We start from the raw sequence: 26,762 nt of genomic DNA, 5'->3' as shown, positions 1-26,762 counted from the left end.
AATCGAACCGTCATGACTTCCAACTTCCATTTCATCGTTATATGCGCTCTGCTTTCGGTATGTAGCCATCAAGTTATAGGGCAAGAATTAAAATGGACCGAAATTGAAAATGGAATTTGGAAAGCCAGTGTTGGGGAACCAGAGGATATTAGTTTGTTAAAGGCAGTTGATGTGCAGCCCAAGAAGGACGCACTTAGTCAATTGCCTTTAGCAATTTTTCCTTTTGGAAAGGATAAAATTAAAACCAAGGTCATCGATGGAAAGACCTATTTGCAATTTCCTTTATCAAGGGAGGAGCAAATATATGGTTTGGGACTCAATTTTAAGACGGTACATCAAAGAGGTCGCATAATGCAATTACATGTGGACCATTATGGTGGAAGGGATGATGGGCGTACCCATGCCCCGGTTCCGTTTTATGTTTCCTCAAAAGGGTACGGGGTTTTAATTGATGCTGCCAGATATATTACTGTATATGCCGGGACAGGTGTCCGGGTAGATGCGGATGACAAACCCGTACTACGGGATAGGAATACCGATCGGCAGTGGCAGGCCCAACCTTATTCCGATGCGGTCGAAATTTTGGTGCCGGCCAAAGGAACCGATGTTTATGTGTATGGGGGTTCCTCACCTATGGAAGCGGTACAACGCTATAATTTATTTAACGGCGGCGGTTATATTCCTCCCAAATGGGGGCTCGGATTTACCCAGAGAGTACCTACACTATATAGTCAGTACGATATTGTTAGGGAAGTCAAGGAATTTGAAGATCACGATTTTCCCTTAGATTTTATTGGTGTGGAGCCAGGTTGGCACAGTATGTCCTATCCCTGTACCTTTGAATGGGACAAGACAAGGTTTCCAGACCCGAAAAAATTCAATAAAGAATTGCTTGATCAAGGTATTCGCACCAATTTATGGTTGAATCCCTATGTGTCCCCGGTTGGGTCATTGTATCCCAAAATGAAAGATCTTTCAGCCTCCCATACGGTTTGGAATGGCATTGTTCCCGATTTGATGCTTCAGGAAACCCGTGATATTTTTAAAGCGCACTTTGTTGAAAATCATTTAAACATAGGTGTCAGCGGTTATAAAATAGATGAGGTTGATGGCTATGACTTTTGGGTGTGGCCAGACGTAGCTACATTTCCCTCTGGTTATAGTGGTGAACAAATGAGACAGGTCTACGGCCTGCTGATCCAGGATATGACCGCTAAATGGTTCAAGGAAAAGAATCAGAGAACTTACGGTCTGGTAAGGGCTTCCAATGCTGGAGCCAGTGCATTGCCCTATGTAATTTATAACGATTATTACAGTCATAAAGATTTTATAACAGCCCTAGTAAATAGCAGTTTTATTGGAGTGTTATGGACTCCCGAGGTACGTGCTTCAAAAACAGCTGAAGAGTGGTTACGCAGAATGCAATCCGTTTGTTTTTCGCCAATGGCTATGCTGAATGCATGGGCAGATGGAACCAAACCTTGGTCCTTTCCCGAAGTGGAAGCTGCCGTTAGGGACGTGGCTAACTTAAGGATGCAATTATTGCCGTATATCTACACCGCCTTTTCCCAATATCATTTTGAAGGCTTGCCTCCATTTAGGGCCATGAATTTGGTAGAGGGCTTTTCTTATGACCAGGATGTAGCTGAAGGTCAATTGGATTCAACCGACAATCCCTATAAGGTGGCCGTTAAAAGTGAAATTAAAGATCAATACATGATGGGCGACAATATGTTGGTGGCCCCTATGTTTGAAGGGGAGAAGGAAAGGAAAGTTATCCTTCCCGCTGGCAAATGGTTCGATTTTTACGCTGGCAAATTCGTTGGAGAAAATGAGATAATTTCAGTAGCTCCCGGATTGGAAAAAATACCATTATATGTGAGGGATGGCGGTATAATTCCTATGCGACCTATTCAAAGACAAGCACCTAAATTGGGTGAGAAGGTGGACCTAATCATTCGACATTATGGTACAAAGGACGGGGAGTTTACCCTTTATGATGACGATGGCTTAAGCTTCGATTTTGAAAGGGGCCAATATTCAAAGGTAGATATTCAAGTAAAAAGAGATAAAAAAGGAAACCTAAGAGGTACTATAGACAGTCCGGAAAAAGGGAAGCCTTATGGTTACAACAAAAAAGTAATTTGGGAATTTAAAACCAAATGAAATTGACAGTTAGAACGGTTTGTGAAGAGATGATATGATAAGGAAGCAGGTATTTTTTTTACTTTTAGGAATGTTTTTAATGGGCAAATCCACAGGTGCTACCTTTCAGGATTCCGTAAAAATTGCATGTATAGGAAACAGTGTCACTTATGGCTCGAAGGTGGCCAATAAGGAAAATAATGCCTATCCAGAACAATTGCAGGCCATGTTGGGCGACCAATATCAGGTTCGCAATTTCGGGGTTAGCGGGCGTACTCTTTTAAAAAAGGGAGACAAACCATATTGGGAAACAGAGGCTTATTCCAATGCTTTGGAATTTAAGCCAGATATTGTTTTTATAAAATTGGGGACCAATGACAGTAAGTTGCAGAATCGGGGTCATTTAGACGATTTTGAGGCGGATTATATTGAATTGGTCAATAGCTTTAAAAAGGAAAATAAAAGGGCACGGATTGTTCTATTGCTTCCTGTACCAGCATTTACCACGGATACTATTGGGATTTGGAACGAGGTCATCAAAAATAAGATTACACCAATTACCCGTTCGGTTGCGTTTAAGACCAATTCGGAAGTGTTGGATTTATATCAGCTTTTTATAAATCAACCTGGTTTATTACCTGATATGGTACATCCTTCTTCTTTGGGGGCAACGGTGATTGCAAAGCGATTATATGAGTCGGTAGTGCAAAAGGAAATGGAAACCATAGATGCGCTAAAATCCAAGGAAATAAAGGTACTTGAAACCGAAAATTTTTATGGTTTTCCTCTTACTAATTTTGAATTTATGGGCGCTTCATGTAAAATTGTACGGCCCAAGAAAGTGGCACCCGGTGCGCCTTGGGTATTGCGGGCAAGATTTTGGGGACATGAGCCGCAAACGGATATTGCCTTATTGGAAAGGGGATTTCATATTGCCTATTGTGATGTTGCCAATTTGTTTGGGGGTCCAAAAGCCGTGAAGCGGTGGGATGAATTTTATAGACTAATGACCCAAACAGGACTATCAAAAAAGGTGGTATTGGAGGGTATGAGTAGAGGGGGCTTGATAATTTATAATTGGGCCGATAAAAATCCTGAAAAAGTTGCCTGTGTCTATGCCGATGCCCCTGTGTTGGATGGCAAGAGCTGGCCTGGAGGATTGGGAAAAGGTAAAGGCAGTACCTCGGATTGGGAAGCATTTAAAAAGGTTTACCACTTAAAAACCGAAAAAGATATATCCAAATTTAATGGAAACCCGATACAAAAGATAGAATCTATTGCGAAAGGTGGTTATCCCATGATGCACGTATGTGGTGCAGCCGACGCCGTGGTGCCTATCGAAGAAAACACTAAGCCTTTTGAGGATGGTATCAAAGCCCATGGGGGCACAATAGAAGTGATTTACAAGAAAGGCATTGGGCATCATCCCCATAGCTTGGAGAACCCCAGTCCGATTGTCGATTTTATCCTTAGGGCCACTGATCAAAAGTTGAATTTTGCTATAGTTCCTGCTCCGAGTGCCGAATTTCGTTCAGCAGCAGGGTGGAAAGAAGGTAAAGATTGGTGGGCTCAGGCCAATGATATTGATTCCTTGTGCCTAGCATCGAAAGAAAATGATATACTACTTATTGGGAATTCCATTACCCAAGGGTGGGGTGGAAATAGGCCTAATGTCACCTATGCCCCTGGTAAAGAAGCTGCAGATCTTTATTTTAAGGATTTAAACTGGATCGGTGCCGGCATTTCAGGGGACCGGACACAACACTTATTGTATCGCTTAAATAATGCGAACTACGAATCTGCTCAACCAAAGGTGGTAATTTTGGGCATAGGTGTCAATAATTTTGGGGAAAATACAGCGGAGGAAATTTTTGATGGGATTCGTGAGGTTTTGAAAGTTGTGCTCGAAAAATTTTCACCTTCTACAAAAATAATGTTATTTGGCCCACTGCCCACAGGTCTGGATCCAAATACGGATAGACGGGAGAAATACAATAAAATTCACTCCTTGATCAAGGACTTTGGAAACGACAAAAATGTATTCTATTACAATATAATCAATGAGTTATCTGATGAAAAGGGGTTTTTAAGGGCAGATTTATATTCCCAAGATGGGATACATTTATTGCCCGAAGGATATAAGGTTTGGGGTAAATTTATTAGGGAGAATTATTTTATAGCCACTAAATAGAAATATTATGAAAAAATTATTGGGATTACTGCTTTTGCTATCCGTAGCCAATTCTTATGGAGAAATTTGGCTTCCTTCCATTCTTTCGGATAATATGGTACTCCAACAAGAGTCGAACGTTACCATATGGGGATGGACCACGGCTACCAGTGAGGAGATTACGGTTTATGGTACTTGGAATAATGAAAAAGTGACCACCAAGGCCTTTCAAGGGGTTTGGTCATTGCAATTGCCTACACCAAAAGCTGGAGGGGCCTATAGCGTTATGGTAGAAGGCCATGAAAAATTGGAGTTAAAGAATGTTCTCCTTGGAGAGGTTTGGTTGGGATCGGGCCAAAGCAATATGCAGTGGACCCCAAAAAATGGATTGGACAATGTAGAGGAGGAAATAAAAAACGCCAACTATCCAGAGATACGCTTCTTTCAGGTAGCACAGCAGATATCGGACAATCCCCAAGATCAATTGAAAGGAAAATGGGAGGTCTGTACCCCAGAAACCATGGAGAAGTTTAGTTCCGTAGCTTATCTTTTTGGTAAGGAATTACACCAAAACTTAGCTGTTCCTATAGGTATGATTAATTCCAGTTGGGGAGGCACGCCAGTGGAGGTTTGGTTGAAAAAGGAATTGATTACTGAAGATGCGGAATTAAATGAAGCCGCGAAAAAACTGAATGAAGTTGCCTGGTGGCCCAACAATCCGGGTTTGGCCTATAATGCCATGATTCACCCTATCACCAAATTCAATATAGCCGGCTGTATTTGGTATCAAGGAGAGTCCAACAGGGTAAATCCTGTTTCCTATTATAAATCTTTTCCCTTAATGATCAAATCCTGGAGGGAGGAATGGGGCAAGGAACTACCCTTTTATTTTGTGCAGATTGCCCCGTATAAATATGACGACCCTAAAGGGACGGATGCAGCCCATGTTAGGGACGCGCAATTGTATACCATGAATAATTTAGACAATACGGGAATGGTGGTTACCAATGATATTGGAAATTTGGAAAATATACACCCTACAAACAAACAAGACGTAGGGCATCGTTTGGCGCTTTGGGCCTTGGCCAAAACCTATGGAAAAGAGGGGCTGGAATATTCGGGACCGGTCTACGAGTCTATGGAAATTAGGAACAAAAAAATAGTACTTCAATTTAATCATGCCGATAAGGGATTGAAGCAGAATGGCAAGGAGTTGCGCGAATTTTATATCGCAGGGGAAGACAAGGAATTTTATCCTGCAAAGGCTAAAATTAATGGCAATACGGTAGTGGTTTCTTCTTCGAAGGTTAAAAATCCAGTGGCGGTCCGATTTGCCTTTACCAATGGCGCATTGCCCAATCTATATAATTCTGCTGGCTTGCCCGCATCTGCCTTTAGAACGGATGATTGGGAGTTGAAATAAATTTTACTAGTAACTACTAAGAATACATGAAAAAACTGTTTACCTCTATTTTACTTTTGACCATCACGGTAAATCTTGCCCAAGAACAAGTGCAGGATACCGTTTATCACAATGAAGAGAAAATGCAATGGTTCAAGGATGCCAAATTGGGTATTTTTATCCATTGGGGTTTATATTCGGTTAATGGAATAGATGAATCCTGGTCCTTTTACAATGGGTATATATCACACGAAGATTATGTAAAGCAGACCAAGGGATTTACTGCAAAAAAATACGACCCACAAGCTTGGGCCGATTTAATTAAACGCAGCGGTGCCAAATATTCGGTAATCACCTCCAAACACCACGATGGCTTTGCACTTTGGAACACCAAATATGGCGATTTTAACGCCATTCAGAGTTCAACTGCAAAAAAGGATGTGATAACTCCGTTTGTATCCGCTCTCCGAAAAAATAATTTAAAAGTGGGCATCTATTTTTCCTTACCGGACTGGTCATATAAAGACTATACGCATTTCACTAGGGATTCGATAAGGTATAAGGCAGAGGAACAACCTGAAAGATGGAACAAATTCCTGACCTATTATCAAGGGCAATTAAAGGAATTGTCGGACAACTATAATCCTGATTTGTATTGGTTTGATGGGGATTGGGAACACAATTCAGAAGAATGGCAAGTACCAAAAGTTCGGCAAATGCTTTTTTACAGAAATCCCAATACCATTTTGAATTCCAGACTACGGGAGCAAGGCGACTATGCCACTCCGGAACAAGGTATGCCCATCACTAGACCAAAGAACAAATTTTGGGAATTATGCCTTACCATGAACGATTCCTGGGGTTTTCAAAAAAATGACCATAATTATAAGACCACCGATCAAATTATCGGGATTTTTGCGGATGTCATTGGAAATGGGGGCAACCTGTTATTGGATATAGGTCCCAAAGGTGATGGCAGTATTCCAGAGGAACAGGTAGAAATATTGGAGGGACTGGGCCGTTGGACCAACAAGCATAAAGAGGCTATCTACGGTACGCGATCAGGAATCCCAAAAGAACATTTTTATGGCCCTACTACCTTGTCCAAAGACCAGAACATCCTTTATTTGTTTGTAAAGGGTAATCCCAATGGGGAAGTAGTAATCCGTGGGCTTAAAAACAAGATCAACCGCATTTGGGTTGTAGGCGAAGGCACTAAGTTATCACATCAGGTAATTGGCAAGGTTTTCTGGAGCCATTACCCTGGGATAAATTATATAAAGGTGCCAGAACATGTTTTGGATGAAAATATGACTGTCCTTGCCGTTTTGCTCGATGGCAAAGTAGATCTTTATCGCGAAGACGGTGCAGTGATAGAGAGCAATTAAGTCATCAAAAGAAAAATTAAACAGATGAAAAAATATTTATTGTGGTGTTTAGGCATTGGCCTCCTAACATTAGGATGTAAGGACAAGGGGGTATCCTCAAAGTCCAATGAAGCCCAAACGCCAAATATTGTGCTATTTTTCGTGGATGACATGGGGTGGCAAGATACATCTGTACCTTTTTGGAGCCAAAGAACCGCTTATAATGATCTTTACCAAACCCCAAATATGGAGCGTTTGGCAAAAGAGGGCATGAAATTTACTCTGGCATACGCAACTGCGGTATGTTCACCAACCCGTGTTAGTCTTATGACTGGGATGAATGCAGCAAGGCATAGGGTTACCAACTGGACCTTGCATAAAGACAAATTGCAACCTATGGAAACCAACCATAAGACACTCCAATTTCCCGAATGGAACGTAAATGGGTTAAGTCCGGTTGCCAGTACTGAAAAAGCTGTGCATGCCACTCCCTTGCCGCAATTGTTGAAGGATGCGGGGTACTATACCATACATTCCGGTAAAGCCCATTTGGGAGCTATTGGCACCCCAGGGGCAGACCCGTTAAAGCTTGGCTTTGATGTAAATATAGCCGGACATGCTGCAGGAGCTCCAGGTAGTTATTTGGGTGCCGAAAATTTTGGAAATGGTAAACAGGGTAAGGAAGTATGGGCAGTGCCTGGATTGGAAAAATACCATGGCAAGGATATATTTTTAACCGAAGCCATTACCCGAGAGGCAAAATTGGCCATGGATTCCGCCTTGGAGAAAAACCAACCCTTCTTTTTGTATATGGCTCACTACGCAGTCCATACCCCAATTATGGCAGATAGTAGGTTTGTTCAAAAATACTACGACAAAGGTCTGGATTCCACAGAGGCAAAATATGCATCATTGGTTGAAGGGATGGATAAGAGCTTGGGTGATATTATGGACTATTTGGATGAAAAAAATCTTTCGGACAATACCATTATCCTATTCATGTCAGACAATGGTGGTCTTAGTGCTGTGGCCAGGGGAGGGGAAAAACACACCCATAACAAACCCTTGAGCAGCGGTAAGGGTTCCGCCCATGAAGGTGGGATTAGAGAGCCTATGTTGGTAAAATGGCCAGGAAAAACAGCACCTAATTCTATTACTGACCAACAAGTTATTATCGAAGATTTCTACCCATCCATTTTGGAAATGGCAGGCGTTAAGAACTATACAACTGTGCAGCCGGTAGACGGAATTAGTTTTGTACCTGTGCTTTCAGGAAGTATTGCTCAAGGTGAACGCCCTTTATTTTGGCATTATCCCAACGAATGGGGTCCATCAGGTCCCGGAATTGGAGCTTCCAGTAGTACCCGGGTGGGCGACTGGAAATTTATATATTACTATATAGACGGAAGAATGGAGTTGTTTAATATCAAGGAGGATATAGGGGAAACCAAAAATTTGGTAAATGAACAGCCGGTAAAAACATTGGAGTTGGCAAAGATATTATCGGATTATTTACGAAAAGTTGAGGCCCAGATACCCTCACAAAAAGTTACTGGGGATCAGGTCGCCTATCCGGATGAGGTTTTGAATTCCCGCAATATGTAAAATACATGAAACTAAGATTGCTCTTACTTTGTTTTTTTGGTCTTGTCTTGGGTTTTGCCCAAAATGGGGAGGACGATTTATACCTATTCGATAATTTCGGTCAGGTGTCGGGAGATAATATTTTTAAAACAGAAGGTTACTATAATTGGGGAAGTTCCATCATTAAGGAAAGGGAAGGAAAATACCATCTATTTTATTCCCGATGGAAAAAAGAATACGGTTTTAATGGATGGCTTACGCACTCCGAAATTGCCCACGCAACAAGTAAAAGTCCAGCCGGACCATGGAAATATAAGGAGACTGTGCTCCGCGGCAGTGGTCAGGGTAACTGGGATGCCATAACTGCACATAACCCAAAAATAAAATATTTTGAGGGTAAATACTATTTGTACTATATAGCTACCAATATGGGAGGCAAAGGTTATACCGATGATGAAATGGTCGAAACTGCTAAAACTGGTTATACCCACCCTAACTGGAAGATTTTACGGCCCAACCAGCGTACAGGGGTGGCCGTGTCAAATTCGCTTAATGGACCTTGGTCTCGAAACGAAAAGCCTTTGGTGGAACCCTCTGGCGCAATTACCACACTTACCGTAAATCCAGCTATTGATAGGGGGAAGGATGGCAAGTATTATTTAATTGTAAAGGGTGATAAGCCCAACGAAAAGAGATTTATTAGGAACCAGGCGGTGGCGGTTGGGGAACAACCGGACGGACCGTTTACCATTCAGGGGAAACCCGTTATAGATTATATGGATACCGAAGATATGTCTATTTGGTATGATAAAAATCGAGAGCGATTCTATGGGGTTTTTCATGCCCATAATTATATTGGCTTGGTAACTTCGGAAAATGGAACCGACTGGGAAAAGGCCAATGAGTTTGTTCTTAAAAATAAAGAAATTTTATTGGAAGATGGAACTGTCATCGTCCCGGACAGAATGGAACGTCCTTTTGTTTACCATGAGAACGGTCAGCCAAAAGTGTTGTCCGTAGCGGTAAAGAAAGGGGATGAATCCTATACCGTCTTTATACCCATAATCAAAAATGAATTCCCGGTCCCCAACAAAAGACAATTGGCATGGCAGGAGGCAGAACTTGGTGTAGTATTTCACTATGACCTCCATGTGTTCGATGGGGTTAAATATGGGCAGGGTAACAATAGAATCGACCCAGTAGAAGACTATCAAATTTTTAATCCTGAAAAATTGGATACCGATCAATGGGTAAAGGCTGCCAAGGATGCCGGAGCCAATTTTGCCATTTTAACGGCCACCCATGAGACGGGGTTTGCGTTGTTTCAATCAAAGGTAAACCCATACAGTGTTAAAGCTCTAAATTGGAAAGATGGGAAAGGGGATGTAGTGGCAGATTTTGTGGCCTCATGTAGAAAATACGGCATTAAGCCAGGGATTTATATAGGAATCAGGTGGAATTCGTTTTTGGGCGTTCATGATTTTAAGGTAAATGGGGAAGGCGATTTTAAAAAGAACCGACAACAATGGTATAATAAGATGGTAGAGGGAATGGTCAAGGAAATTTGTACCAATTATGGGGAACTGTTCGAAATTTGGTTCGATGGCGGTGCGGACCATCCAAAAAATGGTGCCCCGGATGTATTGCCCATTGTAAGGCAGTATCAACCTAATTGTTTGTTCTATCATAATGGGCAATTGGCAGAAGCCCGTTGGGGCGGTTCCGAATCCGGAACGGTGGCCTATCCCAATTGGTCTACCTTTCCTTATAGGGCTACTGGAGCTGGGGAAAGTGCCAAAAGGAATATAGCCGATAACAATTTTCAATTGCTGAAAGAAGGGGATGTCAAGGGTAAGTTTTGGGTGCCTGCAATGGCGGATGCTCCTTTGAGAGGCTATAATGGCCGGCATGAATGGTTTTGGGAACCAGGGGATGAGGCCCACATATTTCCTTTGGAAAATTTAATGGATATGTACTATAAATCCGTTGGAAGAAACGCCACTTTGATCATGGGGCTTACCCCTGACCCGGAAGGAGTACTTCCAGAGCCAGATGTTCAGCGCTTAAAGGAGTGGGGAGATGAGATAAAAAGAAGATTTGCGAATCCGTTGTCAAGTACAAATGGGGAAGGGAGATTGTTGGAGTTAAGATTGAAGAAACCCATGGAAGTAAACCATGTAATACTTCAGGAGGATATTGCAAAGGGAGAAAGAATTAGGAAGTATCAAATTGAAGGTTATTCAAATGGTCGTTGGAATGTCTTGGCAAGTGGGGAGAGCATTGGCAACAAAAGAATTGAAAAATTTGATGCTATAAAATTAAGTAGATTACGAATAAAAATTATAGATTCGGACGGTTTAGGACAGATTAAGAATATGAGCGCCTATTTTGTTGAGGAATAGGGCCGTTAAATAATTAGAAAATGGATTTACAACTCAAGGATAAAATAATATTAGTTACAGGGGGGTCTAAAGGAATCGGTCTTGGTATAAGCGAACTATTGGCAGCTGAAGGTGCTATCCCGGTCATAATAGGTAGGGATAAAAAAAGTATGTTGGAGGTGGTTGCGGATATCGAAAGAAGTGGGGGAAAAGCTTCATTTGCAATGGCAGAACTTACAGATCCGGAGCAATGCAAGTTAGCCGTGGAAAGTACAGTTGAAAAATATGGAAAGATTGATGGTGTGGTCAATAACGCCGGTATCAATGACGGAGTTGGACTTGAAAATGGGAATTATGAAGATTTTTTAAGGTCTATTAATCGTAACCTTACCCACTATTATTTAATGGCCCATTATGCTTTGCCAGAACTAAAGAAAACCCAGGGGTCTATAGTAAATATAGGCTCTAAGACCTCTGTGACGGGACAAGGGGGTACTTCGGGCTATGCCGCTGCCAATGGAGGGCGCAATGCCATTACAAGGGAATGGGCCGTGGAGCTATTGCCATATAATATACGGGTAAATGCAGTTATAGTAGCTGAATGCTATACCCCGTTATACGATCGATGGATCAAAACTTTTGACAATCCAGATGAAAAATTAAAGAGTATCACCGATAAGATTCCGTTGGGACAAAGAATGACCACGGCCGAGGAAATTGCCAGTACCGTAGCCTTTTTGCTTTCCAATAGATCTAGTCACACTACCGGGCAATTGCTCTTTGTGGATGGGGGTTATACCCATTTGGACCGATCAATATCATAAAACCTTAAATAATTATTTTAAAAAAATATTTAGTATAATATAATAATCAACAATCCAATGAAAGACCAAAAACCACCAGTAGTATCTAAAAAGGTACTTATTCCCTTTATTTTAATCACCTCCTTATTTGCTCTTTGGGGGTTTGCCAATGCTGTTACCGATCCTATGGTACAAGCCTTTAAAAAGGTATTGGAACTCTCCAATTCCCAAGCTGCTTGGGTACAAATGGCATTTTATGGAGGCTACTTCTGTATGGCTCTGCCAGCCGCACTTTTTGTGCGTAAATATTCCTATAAAGTAGGCGTATTAATTGGTTTGGCCTTGTACGCTGGAGGGGCTCTATTATTTTATCCGGCTGCTATAACCGAGCAGTTCTGGTTCTTCTGTTTGGGGCTTTACGTCCTTACTTTTGGTTTGGCCTTTTTGGAAACTACTGCCAATCCCTATATTCTGGCTATGGGCGCTCCCGAAACGGCTACACAACGTCTAAATTTGGCCCAGGCCTTCAATCCCGTGGGATTATTGTTGGGATTATTGGTTGCACAGCAATTTGTACTTAAAAAATTGCAGTCAGATGATATCGCAGATTATGCTGCTTTGGATGAAGCCAAAAAAGCCTTGATCAGGACAACAGATTTAATGGTTATTCGCGATCCTTATGTTATTTTGGGACTCGTAATTTTGGCCGTCTTTGTTTTAATTGTAATTAGTAAAATGCCGCAGGCCAAGGGAGAAGGTGGTATCCCAAGTTTGGGGGATACCTTTAGCGGCTTGTTAAAGAACAAAAAATATGTGCTGGGCGTAGTGGCTCAAATTTTTTATGTGGGGGCACAGATTATGTGCTGGACGTATATTTATCAGTATGCCGAGGCCATAGGGATGTCTAGCGAGGATGCAGCCACTTACCAATTTGCGGCCTTTATCCTGTTCTTGGTGGGTAGAGCCATTGGAACCTATATGTTACGATTCATGAGCCCTGGAAAACTATTGATGTACTTTGCCATTTTTGCAACTCTGTGTTGTTTGGGCACTATTTATATTGAGGGTATAATAGGCTTGTACTTTTTGGTGGGGATTACATTTTTTATGTCCCTAATGTTCCCTACTATTTATGGAATTGCGCTTAACGGACTTAATGAGGAGGAATCCAAAATTGGTGCTGCAGGACTAGTGATGGCCATTGTAGGAGGGGCTTTAATGCCTAAATTACAGGGAATGATCATTGATGCAGGAGGTAATGCAGTAAACGACATTCGTATTATGGGGGCTACAGAGGTGAATTTTTCCTTTATCCTTCCTACTCTTTGTTTTGTTTACATTGCATGGTACGGATTGCGGGTGTTTAAAAAATATGAACTGGCAGCCTAAGCCAAATCATTTGGCTTTTATATGTCTCTAATTAATAAGTAACTATAAATAAAAGATATGAAAAGATATTGTTTGGCATTAGATCTTAAGGATGATCCGGAGTTGATCAAGGCATATGATGATTACCACAAGGAAGTTTGGCCAGAGGTTCTCCAAAGCCTTAGGGAATCCGGTATAAAGGATATGGAAATCTACCGGGTGGAGACCAGGATGTTTATGATTATCGATGCCGATGAAAGCTTTTCCTTTGAAAAAAAGGCGAAAATCGATGCCAAGTACCCAGAAAATGAGAAGTGGGAGGAAATAATGGGGAAATTTCAACAATCATTGCCTTTTGCAAAGCCGGGAGAGAAATGGGTACTTATGGAGAGGGTTTTTAAACTTTAGCCAGGGATAAAGAAAATAAGGATCATAGGATGGTACGCAAAGTTTACTTTTTGGAGTTTAAAAATATCGTTGGAACAGTCATGCTCTGTTGTTTCCTATGTCTTGTAAGTTGTAAAACAAAAAATGAGCAGAGCGCAAATGTCGTAGGGGTAGAAAAGGAGGGTTATGCCAAAGGTTCTTTCGGGTATGATAGGGAGTTTTTGATGGAACATTATAAAGACTTGGTAGTTCTGGAAAATGGGGAGTCCAGCATATTGATTTCTCCTGAACTTCAGGGTCGCGTTATGACGAGTACGGCCAAGGGAGATGAGGGAAAAAGCTTTGGTTGGATCAATCATGATCTTATCGCATCAGGAGAAAAAAAGGAACATTTTAATCCCACTGGTGGTGAAGAGCGTTTTTGGTTGGGACCGGAAGGTGGGCAGAATTCCTTATACTTCGAAAAAGATACCAAGTTTGAATTTAACAATTGGTATGTCCCTAAGGAATTGGATACCGAGGCCTTTAATTTTGTGGAAAGCGATGAAAATCAGGCCTTTTTTGAGAGGGAAATGAAACTGGTGAATTATACTGGGACGACTTTTGATTTGAAGGTTCAAAGGAATATTAAACTCTTGGATAAGGAAGATGCTTTCGAAATTCTTGGACTCAGTATTCCTGAAACCGTTAATATGGTAGGTTTTGCTTCCGAAAATAGTATAACCAATTTAGGGACTGAAAGATGGGACAAGAAAACGGGCCTTCTCTCTATTTGGATTTTGAGCATGTTCAATTCCTCGGACGAGACCACTATAATTGTTCCTTTTAAGAAAGGCGATGTAGAGCATTTGGGCAACAAGGTAACGGACGATTATTTTGGTAAGATTCCAAAAGAACGACTTCAGGTTTATGACAGCGTTTTATTTTTCAAGGCGGATGGAAAGGAACGCGGCAAGATTGGTATTTCCCCACAAAGGGCACTGCCGGTATTGGGAAGTTATGATGCTAAGAACAAAGTGCTTACCATTGCAAAATTCAGCCTTCCTGAAGGAGTAACAGATTATGTTAATTCCCAGTGGGAGTTACAGGAATTTCCCTATTCCGGTGATGCGGTAAACGCCTATAATGATGGTCCCCTTGAAGATGGCGGACAGTTAGGTCCCTTTTATGAATTGGAAAGTTCATCTCCTGCACTGGACCTTAAATCCGACGAAAAGAGTACCCATGTCCATCAAACTTTTCATTTTGAAGGGGATGACGCTGATTTGGAAAAACTGGCTAGAAATATATTGGGAGTTTCACTTAAAGAAATAGCCGAACAACAATAAATATAGACTCAGGACAACAAGTTTAGTTTACGGTTGAGCATGTTGGTGAGTGCATAAGAGAGTAATATTTAAAACAAATGCAGATTAAATGCCATGGAGAATAAAAAAGAAATAAAGATCAACACTAAATATCCTTCCGTTGTTGATCTAAGAAACAAAGCAAAAAAAAGGATTCCGCAGTTTGCTTTTGAGTATTTGGATGGGGGTTGTAACGAAGATGTAAACCTACATAAGAACACGGCCGAAATACGCGATATAGAGCTTCTTCCTTATTACTTGAGTAAACATACAGGTTCCAGTATGAAGACCGAGCTCTTCGGACATGTTTACGACGCACCTTTTGGAATTGCTCCCGTTGGCCTACAAGGGCTTATGTGGCCCAACGCTCCGGAAATTTTGGCAAAATCTGCCTTTGAGCATAATATCCCGTTTATTTTAAGTACAGTGACAACCAGTAGTATTGAACGCATTAGTGAGATTACAGAGGGTAAGGCTTGGTTTCAACTTTATCATCCTACCGAGGATAGTGTAAGGGACGATATTATTAAAAGGGCAGAAGCTGCAGAATGTCCGGTATTGGTTATTTTGTGCGATGTGCCCACCTTTGGTTTTCGTCCAAGGGATATTAGAAACGGCTTGGCTATGCCTCCCAAAATGTCGGTAAAGAATATACTTCAGGTACTTGGTAAGCCAAGTTGGGCATTTAATACCTTAAAATATGGACAGCCCAATTTCGAAACCCTTAAGCCTTATATGCCAAAAGGATTGGATTTGGCACAATTGGGGAAATTCATGGACCAGACCTTTTCAGGTAGGTTGAATGAGGAGAAGATAAAACCTATCAGGGACATGTGGAAGGGCAAATTGGTGATCAAAGGGGTTGCCAACGAAGCCGACGCTGAAAGCGCCATTAAATTGGGATTGGATGGTATCATAGTTTCCAATCATGGCGGTAGACAATTGGATGCAGGGGAATCTACCATTAAACCTTTGACAAGAATCGCTGAAAAATACGGAAAGCAAATAAAGGTAATGATGGATAGCGGCTTAAGGGGAGGACCGGATATTGCCAGGACTATGGCCAGTGGGGCCGAATTTACCTTTATGGGGCGTTCATTTATGTACGGAGTGGCAGCATTGGGTGCCAAAGGAGGGGACCATACCATATCACTTTTAAAAACAGAATTACAACAGGTAATGGAACAAATTTGCTGTGAAGAGGTTAAGGATTTTCCAAACCATCTGATTTAATGGGAACAGGCTTCATACCAAATTTACACCGATTATTTTAAGTACGCCATTACAATCCAATATTTGGACTCATGGAAAGTCGGATCGAAGATATTTTTATTTTTGATCCGGCTTATTCTGTTTTTAAGGAGCTGGATTCCAGTTGGGTCTCAAATGAAATTTGTTGAATGGCCTGGGTTGGGTCCTCTATCTGTCCTACGAGGATCCTCAATGCCTTTTGACCAATTTTCTTTATAGGTTGATGTAGATAGGGGATTGGATCTTCCAGGAAATTATAGGATGAATTTTGATCGAATACAACAACATTTATTTTCTTAAGTATCTTTCTGTCAAGTGCCAACATTTGGGTTAAACCTTCCTCTGCCAAGGTGTTTGTGTGAAAATAAATGGCATCCACTCCGGCATCCTGCACCAATTCTTTTACCACCCTTTTCATTTCCGTTTTTAAGGACCTGTGATTAATCCTTTTTATGAATTCGGCATTCTCCGGTAGTCCCGCTTGTTTAAGGGCTTCTAGATATCCTAGATGTCTTTCCTGATAATGGTGTAGAGTTGATTCGTAAAGTACAGCTCCAATTTTTTTGTTTCCTTTTCCCAACAAATAATTGGTTGCCTGCATAGAGGCCTTAAAATTGTCTACCGTAACGTAATTGGTATTAAGATCATTAAAGAACCTGTCGATCAATACAAAGGGAATGTCCGCCTTGGTAAGTTCGGCAATAATATCTTTGGAGCCCTCCGGTGCCGCTATAATAAAACCATCGACCTGCCTCATTTTAAGAAAATCCAAAACCTTGTTGAATTTCTCCACTTTTTCGTCCGATGACCCAAATATAACCGTATAATCCTGTGAAAATGCCTCGTCTTCTATGGTTCTCGCCAAATTGGAGAAAAACGGGTTGGAAATATCGGCTACAATAACTCCAATAGATCTTGTCTTATTGGTTTTAAGGCTTCTTGCATTCCAATTGGGATGATAATTCAATTCTTTGGCTACCTCCCTTATTTTTTTTGCGGTCTTTTCGGAAACCCTGTTCTCCTTACCTTTATTGCTCAATACATATGAAACCAGGGGTATGGAAACACCCACAATTTTTGCTATATCCTTTAATGATGTTTTAGGTTTCATGTATGTATTGGATTAAAATTACTAGGTTGCGACAACCTTGGATGTAACTTGTTTGTAATCTGTGAGTTAAAGATTTTTAAGGTAGATGTTACCCAGTTGTCAAAATTACGAAATTCTTGCCAAAATTCATTGTTGGCCTAAATCTTGGGGTGTAATGACAAAATCCTTACGTTCCTTTTCCATCCAGATATTCAAAATCAACTACTTATCTACTTAATGTTCATAGATTTCATCGGTCTTTTTATTGAATATGGATATAAGGAAGCCCACTATAAATATGGCAGCCGTTCCAAATACGATAGTTAAATAAGTATGGAAGGAAGCGCCAACGGAATCCTCTCCGAAAATAGTGCTTGATAGGCTCATCCAAATAATAATCAATATTCCTACCAATACCCCAAAAAGCGCACCTTTAATATTTTTGGTTTTAGAGAACAGTCCTAAAAGTAAAAGTCCCAACATACCTCCACTAAAAATAGAGGAAAGTTTCCACCAAGCGTCAAGGGCGCTTTTTACGTTGATCATGGCTATGGCAATAACAATTCCAATAACACTTATGATTGCCGATGAAATATATAGTACTCGCATACCTTCCTTATCTGAGGCGGTCTTTTTAAAATATTTATTGTAATAATCCGTAAGAAAGACGGTTGCTGAACTATTAAAACTTGTTGATATGGTGCTCATTCCTGCCGCAAATATAGAAGCGATCATAAGTCCTGTGATTCCCGCAGGGAGGGCATTAACTATAAAATATGGGAAAACACTGTCACCTTTATTTATATCCTGCAGCTCTACTGGTAGGGTGGCCGCTGAATGGTAATAGGCAAAAAGCGAGGTGCCGATAAAAAGAAATACAGCAGAAATGGGCAGATAGATCAATCCCCCTATCAATGCAGATTTTTGGGCTTCCTTGTCAGATTTCGAGGCCATATAGCGTTGAACATAATTCTGGTCTATACCATAATTTTGCAGATTGATGAATACACCGTAGACCAAGACTACCCAGAAAGTAGGTTCGGACAAGCTCAGGCTGAAACTACCAAGGCCAAATTTGTCATTTTGTGCAGCAATATCGAAAACCTGTCCAGGGCCTTCGGGCATATTAAAGAGAATAAAACCAACACAGACCAGGGCCCCAACGATTAGGATTATCCCCTGAATGGCATCCGTCCATAATACCGCTGTAATTCCGCCCAACATGGAGTATATAGATACTACCAGACCGGTAAATATTATTATGGTTACCATATCCCAACCAACTATTGCATTTAGGGTCAGGGCCAAAAGGTAGAGTATGGTTCCAATACGCATTAACTGGGTTAATAGGTAACAAAGGGACACATAGATTCTAGCCCAGGCGCCAAAACGTTGTTCCATATACGTATAGGCCGATGGACTATTGATTTTTCTGTACAACGGAACAAAATATTTTACCGCAATCAAGGAAGCAATAGGAAGGGAAAGGCTAAAAGCAAGTGCGTTCCAATTGGATTGATAGGCATTCCCTGGAAGGGCAAGATAACTTATACTACTAACGAAGGTTGCAAAAATGGACATGGTAACTACCCAGCCCGGGATGTCGTTATTGCCCATGGTATAGGACGAGGACGTTCTACTCTTTTTAAAAAATGAGCCTCCGAAAAGGGCTATTCCCCCTATGTAAATGAAGAATACAATTAGATCTAAACTGTTCATTGTAATTGGTTATTTAGGTATTGTGGTATATTTTTTAAAAGTAGGACATTCACGGTACTTAAATGTTGGCTAATTGTAAAATCCTGAATTTTATTATATCGTCAAAGCCATTTAATGTTAAGACGATATCCTGTATATAAGTTTTCGTCACATTTTTTGCTTTATCGATTAAGCAATGATAATTAATTATTTCATAATATCAAAAGAAAGTAGGTTTATTTTGAAAGAATGTTAGTAAGAGGGACTTAATTTTAACATACTGCACAATGTTGGGCTGGGATGTAAATTATTTATTACTTCATCCTCTAATTGTCCAATTTCGTAAACCTAATCTTCACCACTTCTATTTTTTGTTTGGCATCCCCTGAAATGCTAACAGTAAATGTCCATCGTGCTCTAATACAGGTGGGTAATCTAATTGTCTTCCTCCCAATAGATAACCCAGTGAGATAATGGACATGCCCACAGTCCAATATGCCTGATCATCGGTATAGATGAATAAAAATATTAGGCTTTTTTGACTGTCCATTTGCCTTTAAGGCAAAACAACAAGCACACAAAATTATCTGAATATATTTCCCTATAGTAACTTTACATAATGTCATAAAACAATAGATTATTAATGTTTTCTGAATTTCTTAATACGATGAAAAGTTAAGAAATTTGCATCATGATTATTATTAGCCCCGCCAACACCATCATCGTAGGCTGTTCTAGAAAGAAATAAGATATCCTTTCCTTTTACCATCCAATCAACATATTGAAACCCATGATTTGAAACATCGGGATGCTGTAAAATCACCTTTCTTTGATTCCATTGGACTAAATCCGGGGAAGAAAATAATGCCAAGGTATTTCTAATCTTGGCAGGATTTGTGCCTTCATTATCCTTTTTTATCTCTTCAGGGATTATATTGGCTAAGGTCCAATACAGTCCAGAAGGCTCATCGTATTTGATGATAAATTTTTTGCTACCCCCTGGGAAATCCTTAAAGCCAGAATTGATATCAAAAGAAGCATTCTTGCCATCAGCACTAATTTTAATAAATGCTGCTTTTTCCTCTAATGTGGAACGATCATCAACACGCAATATATCCCACATCTGTCCATCCTTATCTACCACAGCATTACCTTCTAACCAGCCGCCAAAATTTCCATCAAGGTAGGTTGAATCATAATATAAAATGTTACTGGAAGTCCAACTATCGGCACTTAACAAATCGGAATCTATAGGAGCTGAAAGCATAAATGCGCCATATCTTTTTCCCCATTTTTTAATTGGGCCCATCGCACTTTCCATACCTCTCCATATTCTGCCATTATTCTTAAGGATTGCCATAGGTGCACAATGATATTCCCCTTCCAAGATTAGACCGTTTGTAGCATTGCTTGGGTTGGTCCAGGTGTTCCCTCCATCTTCTGAAAGTCTGACAAGTGTATTTCCATGATGTCTGTCGGTGCCTAAAAACCAAAGCTTTCCTTGATTGACAAAAAGCTTAGACCAAAATGCGCCATCAATCTCGGCTATCTGGTTCCAGGATTTACCTTTATTTTTAGACGTGTAAATTTTGGAAGTTGCTCTCACATGTTCATTGGATTCAGGTCCAAAAAAATCATGGGAAGCAACATAATTCCCATTTGGTAGAATCGCCAAGCTAGGTGAGCCAATATATTTACCTGAAGATGCAGGGCTATAGGCCACGACTTTTCCTGGCACTTTTGAATCGTCGTATTGCTGGGCAGTTAAGGAAACACTGCTAATAAGGTAAATTAGAATTAATGTAATTTTTTTCATTTTGGTTAATTGTTAAAAGTGTTTATAATGGAAATTTTTCTGTTATTAGAGCTGAACTTTTAGGCGAGCATAAATGAGGTGAATAATAGGTGTTGGTCTTAACTTACCACTTTATTGGTGTAAATAAAAGGTTATAGCTAAGGACCTTGGCATTGATGTAATTGCGACAAGTCATCTGCAAGAATAAATACGATATTCAATTTTTCATCTTGAGCCACAATAAAAAGTTAAAACAAACAGGCCAATATAGTGTTCTCAATATTCCTCATCTTAAATAAGTTTTTTAATGTTGTCCTAGAACGTATTTATTTTTTTTACCTAGGTGTATTTCAATCAACTTTAATGTTTATTTCATCTTCAAATTGTCCAAATCCGAAATCTTAACTTTTACTACTTCTATTTTCTGTTTGGCATCTCCAGCAAAGGCTACCAATAAATGTCCATCGTGCTCCAATACATGGGGGTAATCTATGTGTCTTCCGCCTACCAGATAGCCTAGTGAGGTAAAGACCAAGCCATCATTGCTAATGGCCAAGGTTAAAGGGTCCCTTTTTTTATAATTGGAGTTGGAGACCAGGACATATCTTCCATCTTGCAACCGGAGGCCGTGAAATTTGGATCGAGCATCGGGGAAGTTGGTTTGTACTGGTGGACTCCAGGTGCGGCCATTGTCCGTTGAAAAGGAGCGATATAAAAACCCACTTTTACGATTGTCCCGAAATAGCGCCATCAGGTTTTTATTGTCGGGCAAGATCCACCAATAGGGTTCCTCCGCTTCCAGTTGTGTACTTGTTCCAAAAACAGGATAGACTTCCCATTGATCAAACCGCTCTTCTGCACCCACCATAAAATCGACACCCTTTTCAACATAATCAAAGGACCTGCGAGACATTAACCACTCTCCAGTAGGTAATCTCTTGGGCGGAAAATTATTGATCGCATTTTCCATAACTACTCCATGGTATTCCCATGATTCGGATTCTTTGTTCCATTTAAAGGCATGGAGGGCCAGCGCTGGACCAAAAAAGCCTTTAGCCTCATCCAAGGAGGCCAATGCCAAAAATTCACCTTTGTATTCCCAAAAACCTCTCGAAATCCACCTGAGGCCCTGATCTGTTCTAGTGTTGTAATTGGGCGATTCCGGGCCAGAGCCTTCAGGATATGTGGTTAGGAATTTTGGTTTTTCCCATTGCAGGCCATCGGTGCTGGTGGAATATTTAACTACCTGACCCACCCTATCTTCAACCCCTGGGCCATCGCTCCACATTATCCAATAACGATTGTCATGGTAGGCCAAATAATTGTGTTGGTTAACACCATCTGGGGTAACATCACTTACCAGAGCGTGCTCCACTGGGATTTTAGGAATTTTATCAAAATCTATTTTATGCGGATCATGGAGCCATTCTCCATGTAACATTAATTTAGATGTGGGATTGGAAACCGGATTCGGATAATCTACGGGTTTATCCTCTTTACATCCAAAGAATGTAATTGGTATAAGCAACATCAACAACATGACAACAACGGACTGTAGCTTTTTAAATATTTTATATTTCTCCATGCTTATCTTTTGGATGTCATAAGTGTTCTCTAGTATAAATATCGTAACAGTATTTCTTTGGACCATTTACTAATTACAGACTACAACTGCTTTGGGTCTATAACTACATGTTTTACGGACTGCCTTACGTAGGTATAAGTGATATGAACCAACCCATCCGAAGTCTGGATAATAGCGGGATAGGAATATCCTGATTCGGCCGGTACATTTTCCAAGGTCATTACGGGCTTCCAGTTGATGCCGTCATCGGATATGGCCAGATTAATCATATTTCTGCCCTTTGGCTCTTCTCCCTCTTTTGTGGTGTGATTATATATAAGTAACTGCCTATTGTCTTTTAGGGTCACAGCATCTGTTCCCGAGTTGGGGTTTGGAAGTTCGGTAGCGGTCATTTCGCTCCAGGTTCGGCCTTGATCCTCGGACCAACTCTGAGAGATTACATTTTGTCTCGTTCTACACAGAACTTGCATTTTACCATTGGGATAGGTAAGTATACTGGGCTGAATAGCATCAAATTCCTTTCCGTCGTTAATTGGGCCTACAACCTCCCAAGTCTTGCCATTGTCCTTGCTTATTTCAAAGTGCACCATCCAATCTACATCCCCATCTTCCAATTTATACTCGGTACTTGTGGGAGAGATTATGGTTCCGTCGGCCAGCTGAATGGGCTTGTTTTTGACTGGCCCCAACAAGTGTCCTATTTTTTCGTCGGTTCCCATTTTTTCTGGCTTGGACCATGTTTTTCCACCGTCGGGAGAAGTCATCAACATTCCCCACCAAGTCCTAGGGTCAGGTCCTTCTTTATAGAACAATAACAGCGGACCCTCTGCCGGCTGAAATAGTACTGGATTCCAAAGAGGATAGCGCAGAGTATCATTTTGTACACCATTGACCACTTCTTCCGGCCATGTCCATTTGCCATCTACCATTCGGGATACCCTAATACCAACATCTGGGTTTTTTTCATGGGTACCCGCAAAAAATGCACTCACAAGCCCAGTGGGTGTTTCCACTATGGTGGAGGCATGGCATTCCGGGGTGGGTTTGTTATCCAAAGGGTATATCAATTCCCCACTGAGGTAGGCGCCTTGCCCTGGTTGGGACAATGGGGGCAAAGTGAAATTACCCGTTATGTCGTTACCGCTTTTAAGTTCTTCTGTTGTTGCAGTTTTCTCCGTTTTGTTCTTGCAGGAGAAAATGATTAAAGTCAGTACTGTTAGAAAATAGTGAATGCTTTTCATGGTGATTTTTGTTTTATCTATTTTACGATCAATATTTGGGAACTTGTATCAGGCTATATGTTTATAATAATGAACTTTAATCTTCAATGGATGGAGGATCCCAAATGGTAGCTGCAATATAGCGTTCCGGACCGGTGTTTTTGTCCATAAAATAATAAAGGGCCACTATTTTACCGTCTGCCCGCTGCACTACTCTGGGGTAACCAAGATCTTTTCCAGAACCGTCATCACGCAGTACATAATCCTTGCTCCAAGTACGTCCATTGTTAATACTTATTTTTGCCCTGATCTCACTTTTGTCACGGTTGTTTTTGATATCCTCCTCCAATGCCCTGTATCCATAGATCAAACATATTCTTCCGTCTTTCATCTTTACCATGGCGGGGGGATTGCCCTGTCCGCAATTATCCACTGGGTTGGGCAGGGGGCTCCAAGTTAAACCATTATCCTGGGAAAGGTAGGCATCGATAAATTGTCCTGATTCTTCTCTTCTGCGAGTGGTTACCAATATTTCTTTATCGGATATTCTAACCGACGCTGGCATTATTGAAAACCCTTCTGGTTCAGGTCCGATCCAAGAAATAAGGTCCCAATTTTTTCCACCATCAATTGTTTTTACACACATAACGCGACCTTCTTTTCCATTGGCTTTGGCCGCAGTAAGAAATAGCATACACTCATTTTTACCATCAATAATATAGTCGGTCCGAGCTCCAATTCCAGGAGTATTAAAATTGGGCAAGTTATACGGACCTTCCCAATCGCGTCCCCTGTCGTAGGAATACCAAATGCGTGATTCTGCTCCATGATGATCCGTCATACGCACCGTAAAAGCCAGGTTTGGGTCGTTAAAGTTTATTGGTTTCGCGGGAATTGGTTCGGGTGCCTTTACGTCTTTTCTTATAAGACCATGGTAACTGCCGTTATCGGGAACCACGAGATCACCGTCTACCGCTCCAGGGTCTTCTACAGTCCAGTGTTGGCCGCCATCAAGACTTCGGGCCAGAACGTGGAGCTCTGGATTTTCTTTGTCAAAATTATGTCGGTCGGGTCCCAAATCCTTGTAGTGTCCCTTGGAAAAACCTACTAAAATTTCATTACCCCAATTCCATACCCCATGGTTTGCCGGCCAGCCGCCGAACATGCCTGGTTCATAATATACTTTTACATGCTTCACATTTTCCTGATCAACCTGACCATAGAAATTTGTTGTCAGGAATATTGACATAAGCATAGTAACCAAGCTGAAATTAATTTTCATTGTGTATTTGTTTAGAGGGTATGGTCATGTTTTTTAATTCAAAAATGAGGTTATTGCTTCCAGCTATCCATGGCAGTTCCTATTAATATAGGGGTCCGTAATTCTCACATGCCCTGTAATCAGCTGCTTCCTGATCCATTCCAAAAGAAGCCCAATCCTTGGGTCTAAATATTCTTTCGGGTTCAACATTATGCATATTTACAGGAATCCTAAGCATGGAACAAAGTGTTATTATTTCGTCCCCAAAATGACCATAACTGAAAGCCCCATGGTTTGCTCCCCAATTATTCATAACACTGTAGACATCCTTAAATGCTTGATCCTGATTCAATCTAGGTGCAAACCAAGTAGTGGGCCAAGTAGGATTGGTTCTCTCATCCAAAGTTTTATGTACTTCTTCAGGTAGTTCTACCGTCCATCCTTCAACTATTTGCATTACAGGCCCCAATCCTTTAACCACGTTTATTCTGCACATGGTCACTGGCATTTCGCCTTTGGTGACAAAATGGGAGGAGTACCCTCCTCCTCCAAAATATTCGTACATAGCCGGTGGCCAGTCCGTGGCTTCCAGGCATTTTGTAGCTTCCGATTCGGAAATTTCCCAGAACGGTTTCATGGCAGGTTTCCCATTTATTTGTTGTTGTCCAGTACCATCCAACGTTGAGGAACCGGAATTGATCAAGTGGATTATACCATTGGCGGCCTTGCCCTGGAGCTTATGACCAGTGACCCTTTCTATGGAAGCCGGACTCCAAAAGGTTCTTACATCGGAGAACATCTGTGCCTGGTTGGTCAATAGATAACCAAATAGCATGGAAATGCCGTTAAGGCTGTCATTTTCGGTGGCCATCATATAAGGTGGTCGAATTCCGCTCCAATCAAAGGAAGAGTTTAGGATGGCTTCCATAAAATCGCCATTAGGCATATAATCGTTCCATTGTCGCTGTCCTTGGAATCCCGCAGCAATGGCTCCGTGCCCTAATGCTTCCTCCCCGAAGCCCAATGCAGCCAATTTTGGATTACCTATCATTAAATCTCTGGAAATCAAAGTCATTTTAACAACGGTTTCCCATTCTTCATCCATACGTTCCCTAGATTTCTGTAGGTCTTTGGCATTGTAATTTTTACCTTCCTTACAGTTCTCCTTGGTCCATTTTAAAGCCTTTTCAAATTCTTCCGGATCAAATATTCCGTGCTGCATCCTACGGTTTACTTCGCTCATATCTACATATTCGTTGCGCATTCCCAGGTAATCCTGAAAAAAGCTTTCATTGACGATTGAACCAGCTATCCCCATGGAAACAGAACCTATGGATAGGTACGATTTACCGTTCATCATGGCTACAGCTAGGCCAGCCTTGGTAAATTGCAACAACAGTTTTTGAACATCTTCTGGGATGTTCTCGTCATCGCTATCCTGAACTTCCTTGCCATAGATACTGAAGGCTGGTACCCCCTTTTGTGCATGTCCGGCCAAGGCGGCCGCCAAGTATACGGCCCCTGGCCTTTCCGTACCGTTAAATCCCCAAATTGCTTTTGGGCGAGTGGGGTTCATATCTATGGTTTCCGTTCCGTAACACCAGCATGACGTTACTGTGATAGAAAGTCCTACCCCTTCTCTAAGAAATTTTTCCTCACATTTTTGTGCTTCCGGCACACGTCCAATGGTGGTGTCCGCAATTACACATTCTACTTTTGTTCCGTTATAGTTCCTAAGGTTGGTGGAAAGAAAATCGGCGACTCGTTGTGCCATGGCCATGGTGGTTTGCTCCAAAGATTCCCTAATGCCGCCCAAACGGGCATCGATTACCGGTCTTATTCCTACTTTTGGGATTGCTCCTAAATGGTTGTGCTTGTTTTGCATTGCTAAATTTTTATGTCGATTAAT

General features: G+C 41.2%; 19 protein-coding genes. 11 read left to right on the top strand and 8 right to left on the bottom strand.

What is annotated here, in order from left to right:
- The first annotated feature begins 12 nt into the window (after positions 1-12).
- The 11 genes from H4O18_RS04770 to H4O18_RS04720 all read left to right on the top strand — a co-directional run bounded on the left by H4O18_RS04770 (position 13) and on the right by H4O18_RS04720 (position 16,186).
- Positions 13-2,166, top strand: a complete 2,154-nt coding sequence (locus tag H4O18_RS04770; RefSeq protein ID WP_187581968.1) for a glycoside hydrolase family 31 protein — start codon at positions 13-15, stop codon at positions 2,164-2,166.
- A gap of 79 nt (positions 2,167-2,245) precedes the next feature.
- Positions 2,246-4,336 carry a GDSL-type esterase/lipase family protein gene (locus H4O18_RS04765; RefSeq protein WP_187581967.1) on the top strand — a complete coding sequence of 697 codons (2,091 nt, stop codon included), beginning with the start codon at positions 2,246-2,248 and terminating at the stop codon, positions 4,334-4,336.
- Positions 4,337-4,343: 7 nt separating this feature from the next.
- The gene (locus H4O18_RS04760) at positions 4,344-5,738 is read left to right on the top strand and encodes a sialate O-acetylesterase (RefSeq protein ID WP_187581966.1); all 1,395 of its coding nucleotides are present in this window, start codon (positions 4,344-4,346) and stop codon (positions 5,736-5,738) included.
- 26 nt (positions 5,739-5,764) lie between these two features.
- Positions 5,765-7,105: an alpha-L-fucosidase gene (locus H4O18_RS04755; protein ID WP_187581965.1), complete on the top strand. Its 1,341-nt coding sequence runs from the start codon at positions 5,765-5,767 to the stop codon at positions 7,103-7,105.
- 24 nt (positions 7,106-7,129) lie between these two features.
- Positions 7,130-8,689 carry a sulfatase gene (locus tag H4O18_RS04750; protein ID WP_187581964.1) on the top strand — a complete coding sequence of 520 codons (1,560 nt, stop codon included), beginning with the start codon at positions 7,130-7,132 and terminating at the stop codon, positions 8,687-8,689.
- A gap of 5 nt (positions 8,690-8,694) precedes the next feature.
- Positions 8,695-11,070, top strand: coding sequence for an alpha-L-fucosidase (locus H4O18_RS22090; RefSeq protein ID WP_246474004.1), 2,376 nt, complete (start codon positions 8,695-8,697; stop codon positions 11,068-11,070).
- 20 nt (positions 11,071-11,090) lie between these two features.
- Positions 11,091-11,873: an L-fucose dehydrogenase gene (locus H4O18_RS04740; RefSeq protein WP_187581963.1), complete on the top strand. Its 783-nt coding sequence runs from the start codon at positions 11,091-11,093 to the stop codon at positions 11,871-11,873.
- Positions 11,874-11,930: 57 nt separating this feature from the next.
- The gene (gene fucP, locus H4O18_RS04735; protein WP_187581962.1) at positions 11,931-13,241 is read left to right on the top strand and encodes an L-fucose:H+ symporter permease; all 1,311 of its coding nucleotides are present in this window, start codon (positions 11,931-11,933) and stop codon (positions 13,239-13,241) included.
- 57 nt (positions 13,242-13,298) lie between these two features.
- Positions 13,299-13,628, top strand: coding sequence for an L-rhamnose mutarotase (locus H4O18_RS04730; RefSeq protein ID WP_187581961.1), 330 nt, complete (start codon positions 13,299-13,301; stop codon positions 13,626-13,628).
- 29 nt (positions 13,629-13,657) lie between these two features.
- Positions 13,658-14,935: a DUF6786 family protein gene (locus tag H4O18_RS04725; RefSeq protein WP_222942338.1), complete on the top strand. Its 1,278-nt coding sequence runs from the start codon at positions 13,658-13,660 to the stop codon at positions 14,933-14,935.
- 93 nt (positions 14,936-15,028) lie between these two features.
- The gene (locus H4O18_RS04720; protein WP_103442637.1) at positions 15,029-16,186 is read left to right on the top strand and encodes an alpha-hydroxy acid oxidase; all 1,158 of its coding nucleotides are present in this window, start codon (positions 15,029-15,031) and stop codon (positions 16,184-16,186) included.
- Between the two features lie 112 nt (positions 16,187-16,298).
- Here the strand turns inward: H4O18_RS04720 and H4O18_RS04715 are convergent, their stop codons facing one another.
- The 8 genes from H4O18_RS04715 to H4O18_RS04685 all read right to left on the bottom strand — a co-directional run bounded on the left by H4O18_RS04715 (position 16,299) and on the right by H4O18_RS04685 (position 26,738).
- On the bottom strand, positions 16,299-17,315 hold the full coding sequence (locus tag H4O18_RS04715; protein ID WP_187581960.1) for a LacI family DNA-binding transcriptional regulator: 1,017 nt from the start codon (positions 17,313-17,315) through the stop codon (positions 16,299-16,301).
- A 213-nt stretch (positions 17,316-17,528) separates the two neighbouring features.
- Positions 17,529-19,013 carry a sodium:solute symporter family protein gene (locus H4O18_RS04710; RefSeq protein ID WP_187581959.1) on the bottom strand — a complete coding sequence of 495 codons (1,485 nt, stop codon included), beginning with the start codon at positions 19,011-19,013 and terminating at the stop codon, positions 17,529-17,531.
- Positions 19,014-19,356: 343 nt separating this feature from the next.
- The gene (locus tag H4O18_RS21930) at positions 19,357-19,542 is read right to left on the bottom strand and encodes a hypothetical protein (protein WP_222942337.1); all 186 of its coding nucleotides are present in this window, start codon (positions 19,540-19,542) and stop codon (positions 19,357-19,359) included.
- Positions 19,543-19,632: 90 nt separating this feature from the next.
- Complete coding sequence (locus H4O18_RS04705) at positions 19,633-20,808, bottom strand: sialidase family protein (RefSeq protein WP_187581958.1); 1,176 nt, start codon at positions 20,806-20,808, stop codon at positions 19,633-19,635.
- Positions 20,809-21,154: 346 nt separating this feature from the next.
- Positions 21,155-22,372: an exo-alpha-sialidase gene (locus H4O18_RS04700; RefSeq protein WP_222942336.1), complete on the bottom strand. Its 1,218-nt coding sequence runs from the start codon at positions 22,370-22,372 to the stop codon at positions 21,155-21,157.
- An 80-nt stretch (positions 22,373-22,452) separates the two neighbouring features.
- Positions 22,453-23,613 (bottom strand): sialidase family protein, encoded by a 1,161-nt coding sequence (locus tag H4O18_RS04695; protein ID WP_187581957.1) that lies wholly within the window; start codon positions 23,611-23,613, stop codon positions 22,453-22,455.
- A gap of 76 nt (positions 23,614-23,689) precedes the next feature.
- The gene (locus tag H4O18_RS04690) at positions 23,690-24,874 is read right to left on the bottom strand and encodes an exo-alpha-sialidase (RefSeq protein WP_187581956.1); all 1,185 of its coding nucleotides are present in this window, start codon (positions 24,872-24,874) and stop codon (positions 23,690-23,692) included.
- Between the two features lie 82 nt (positions 24,875-24,956).
- Positions 24,957-26,738: an L-fucose isomerase gene (locus H4O18_RS04685; RefSeq protein WP_187581955.1), complete on the bottom strand. Its 1,782-nt coding sequence runs from the start codon at positions 26,736-26,738 to the stop codon at positions 24,957-24,959.
- Positions 26,739-26,762: the final 24 nt, after the last annotated feature.

The sequence above is a fragment of the Arenibacter arenosicollis genome (genome assembly GCF_014397245.1).
Lineage (GTDB): Bacteria > Bacteroidota > Bacteroidia > Flavobacteriales > Flavobacteriaceae > Arenibacter > Arenibacter arenosicollis.
The sequence above is the reverse complement of the archived record's forward strand: the minus strand, read 5'-3'. Positions and strand labels throughout refer to the sequence as shown.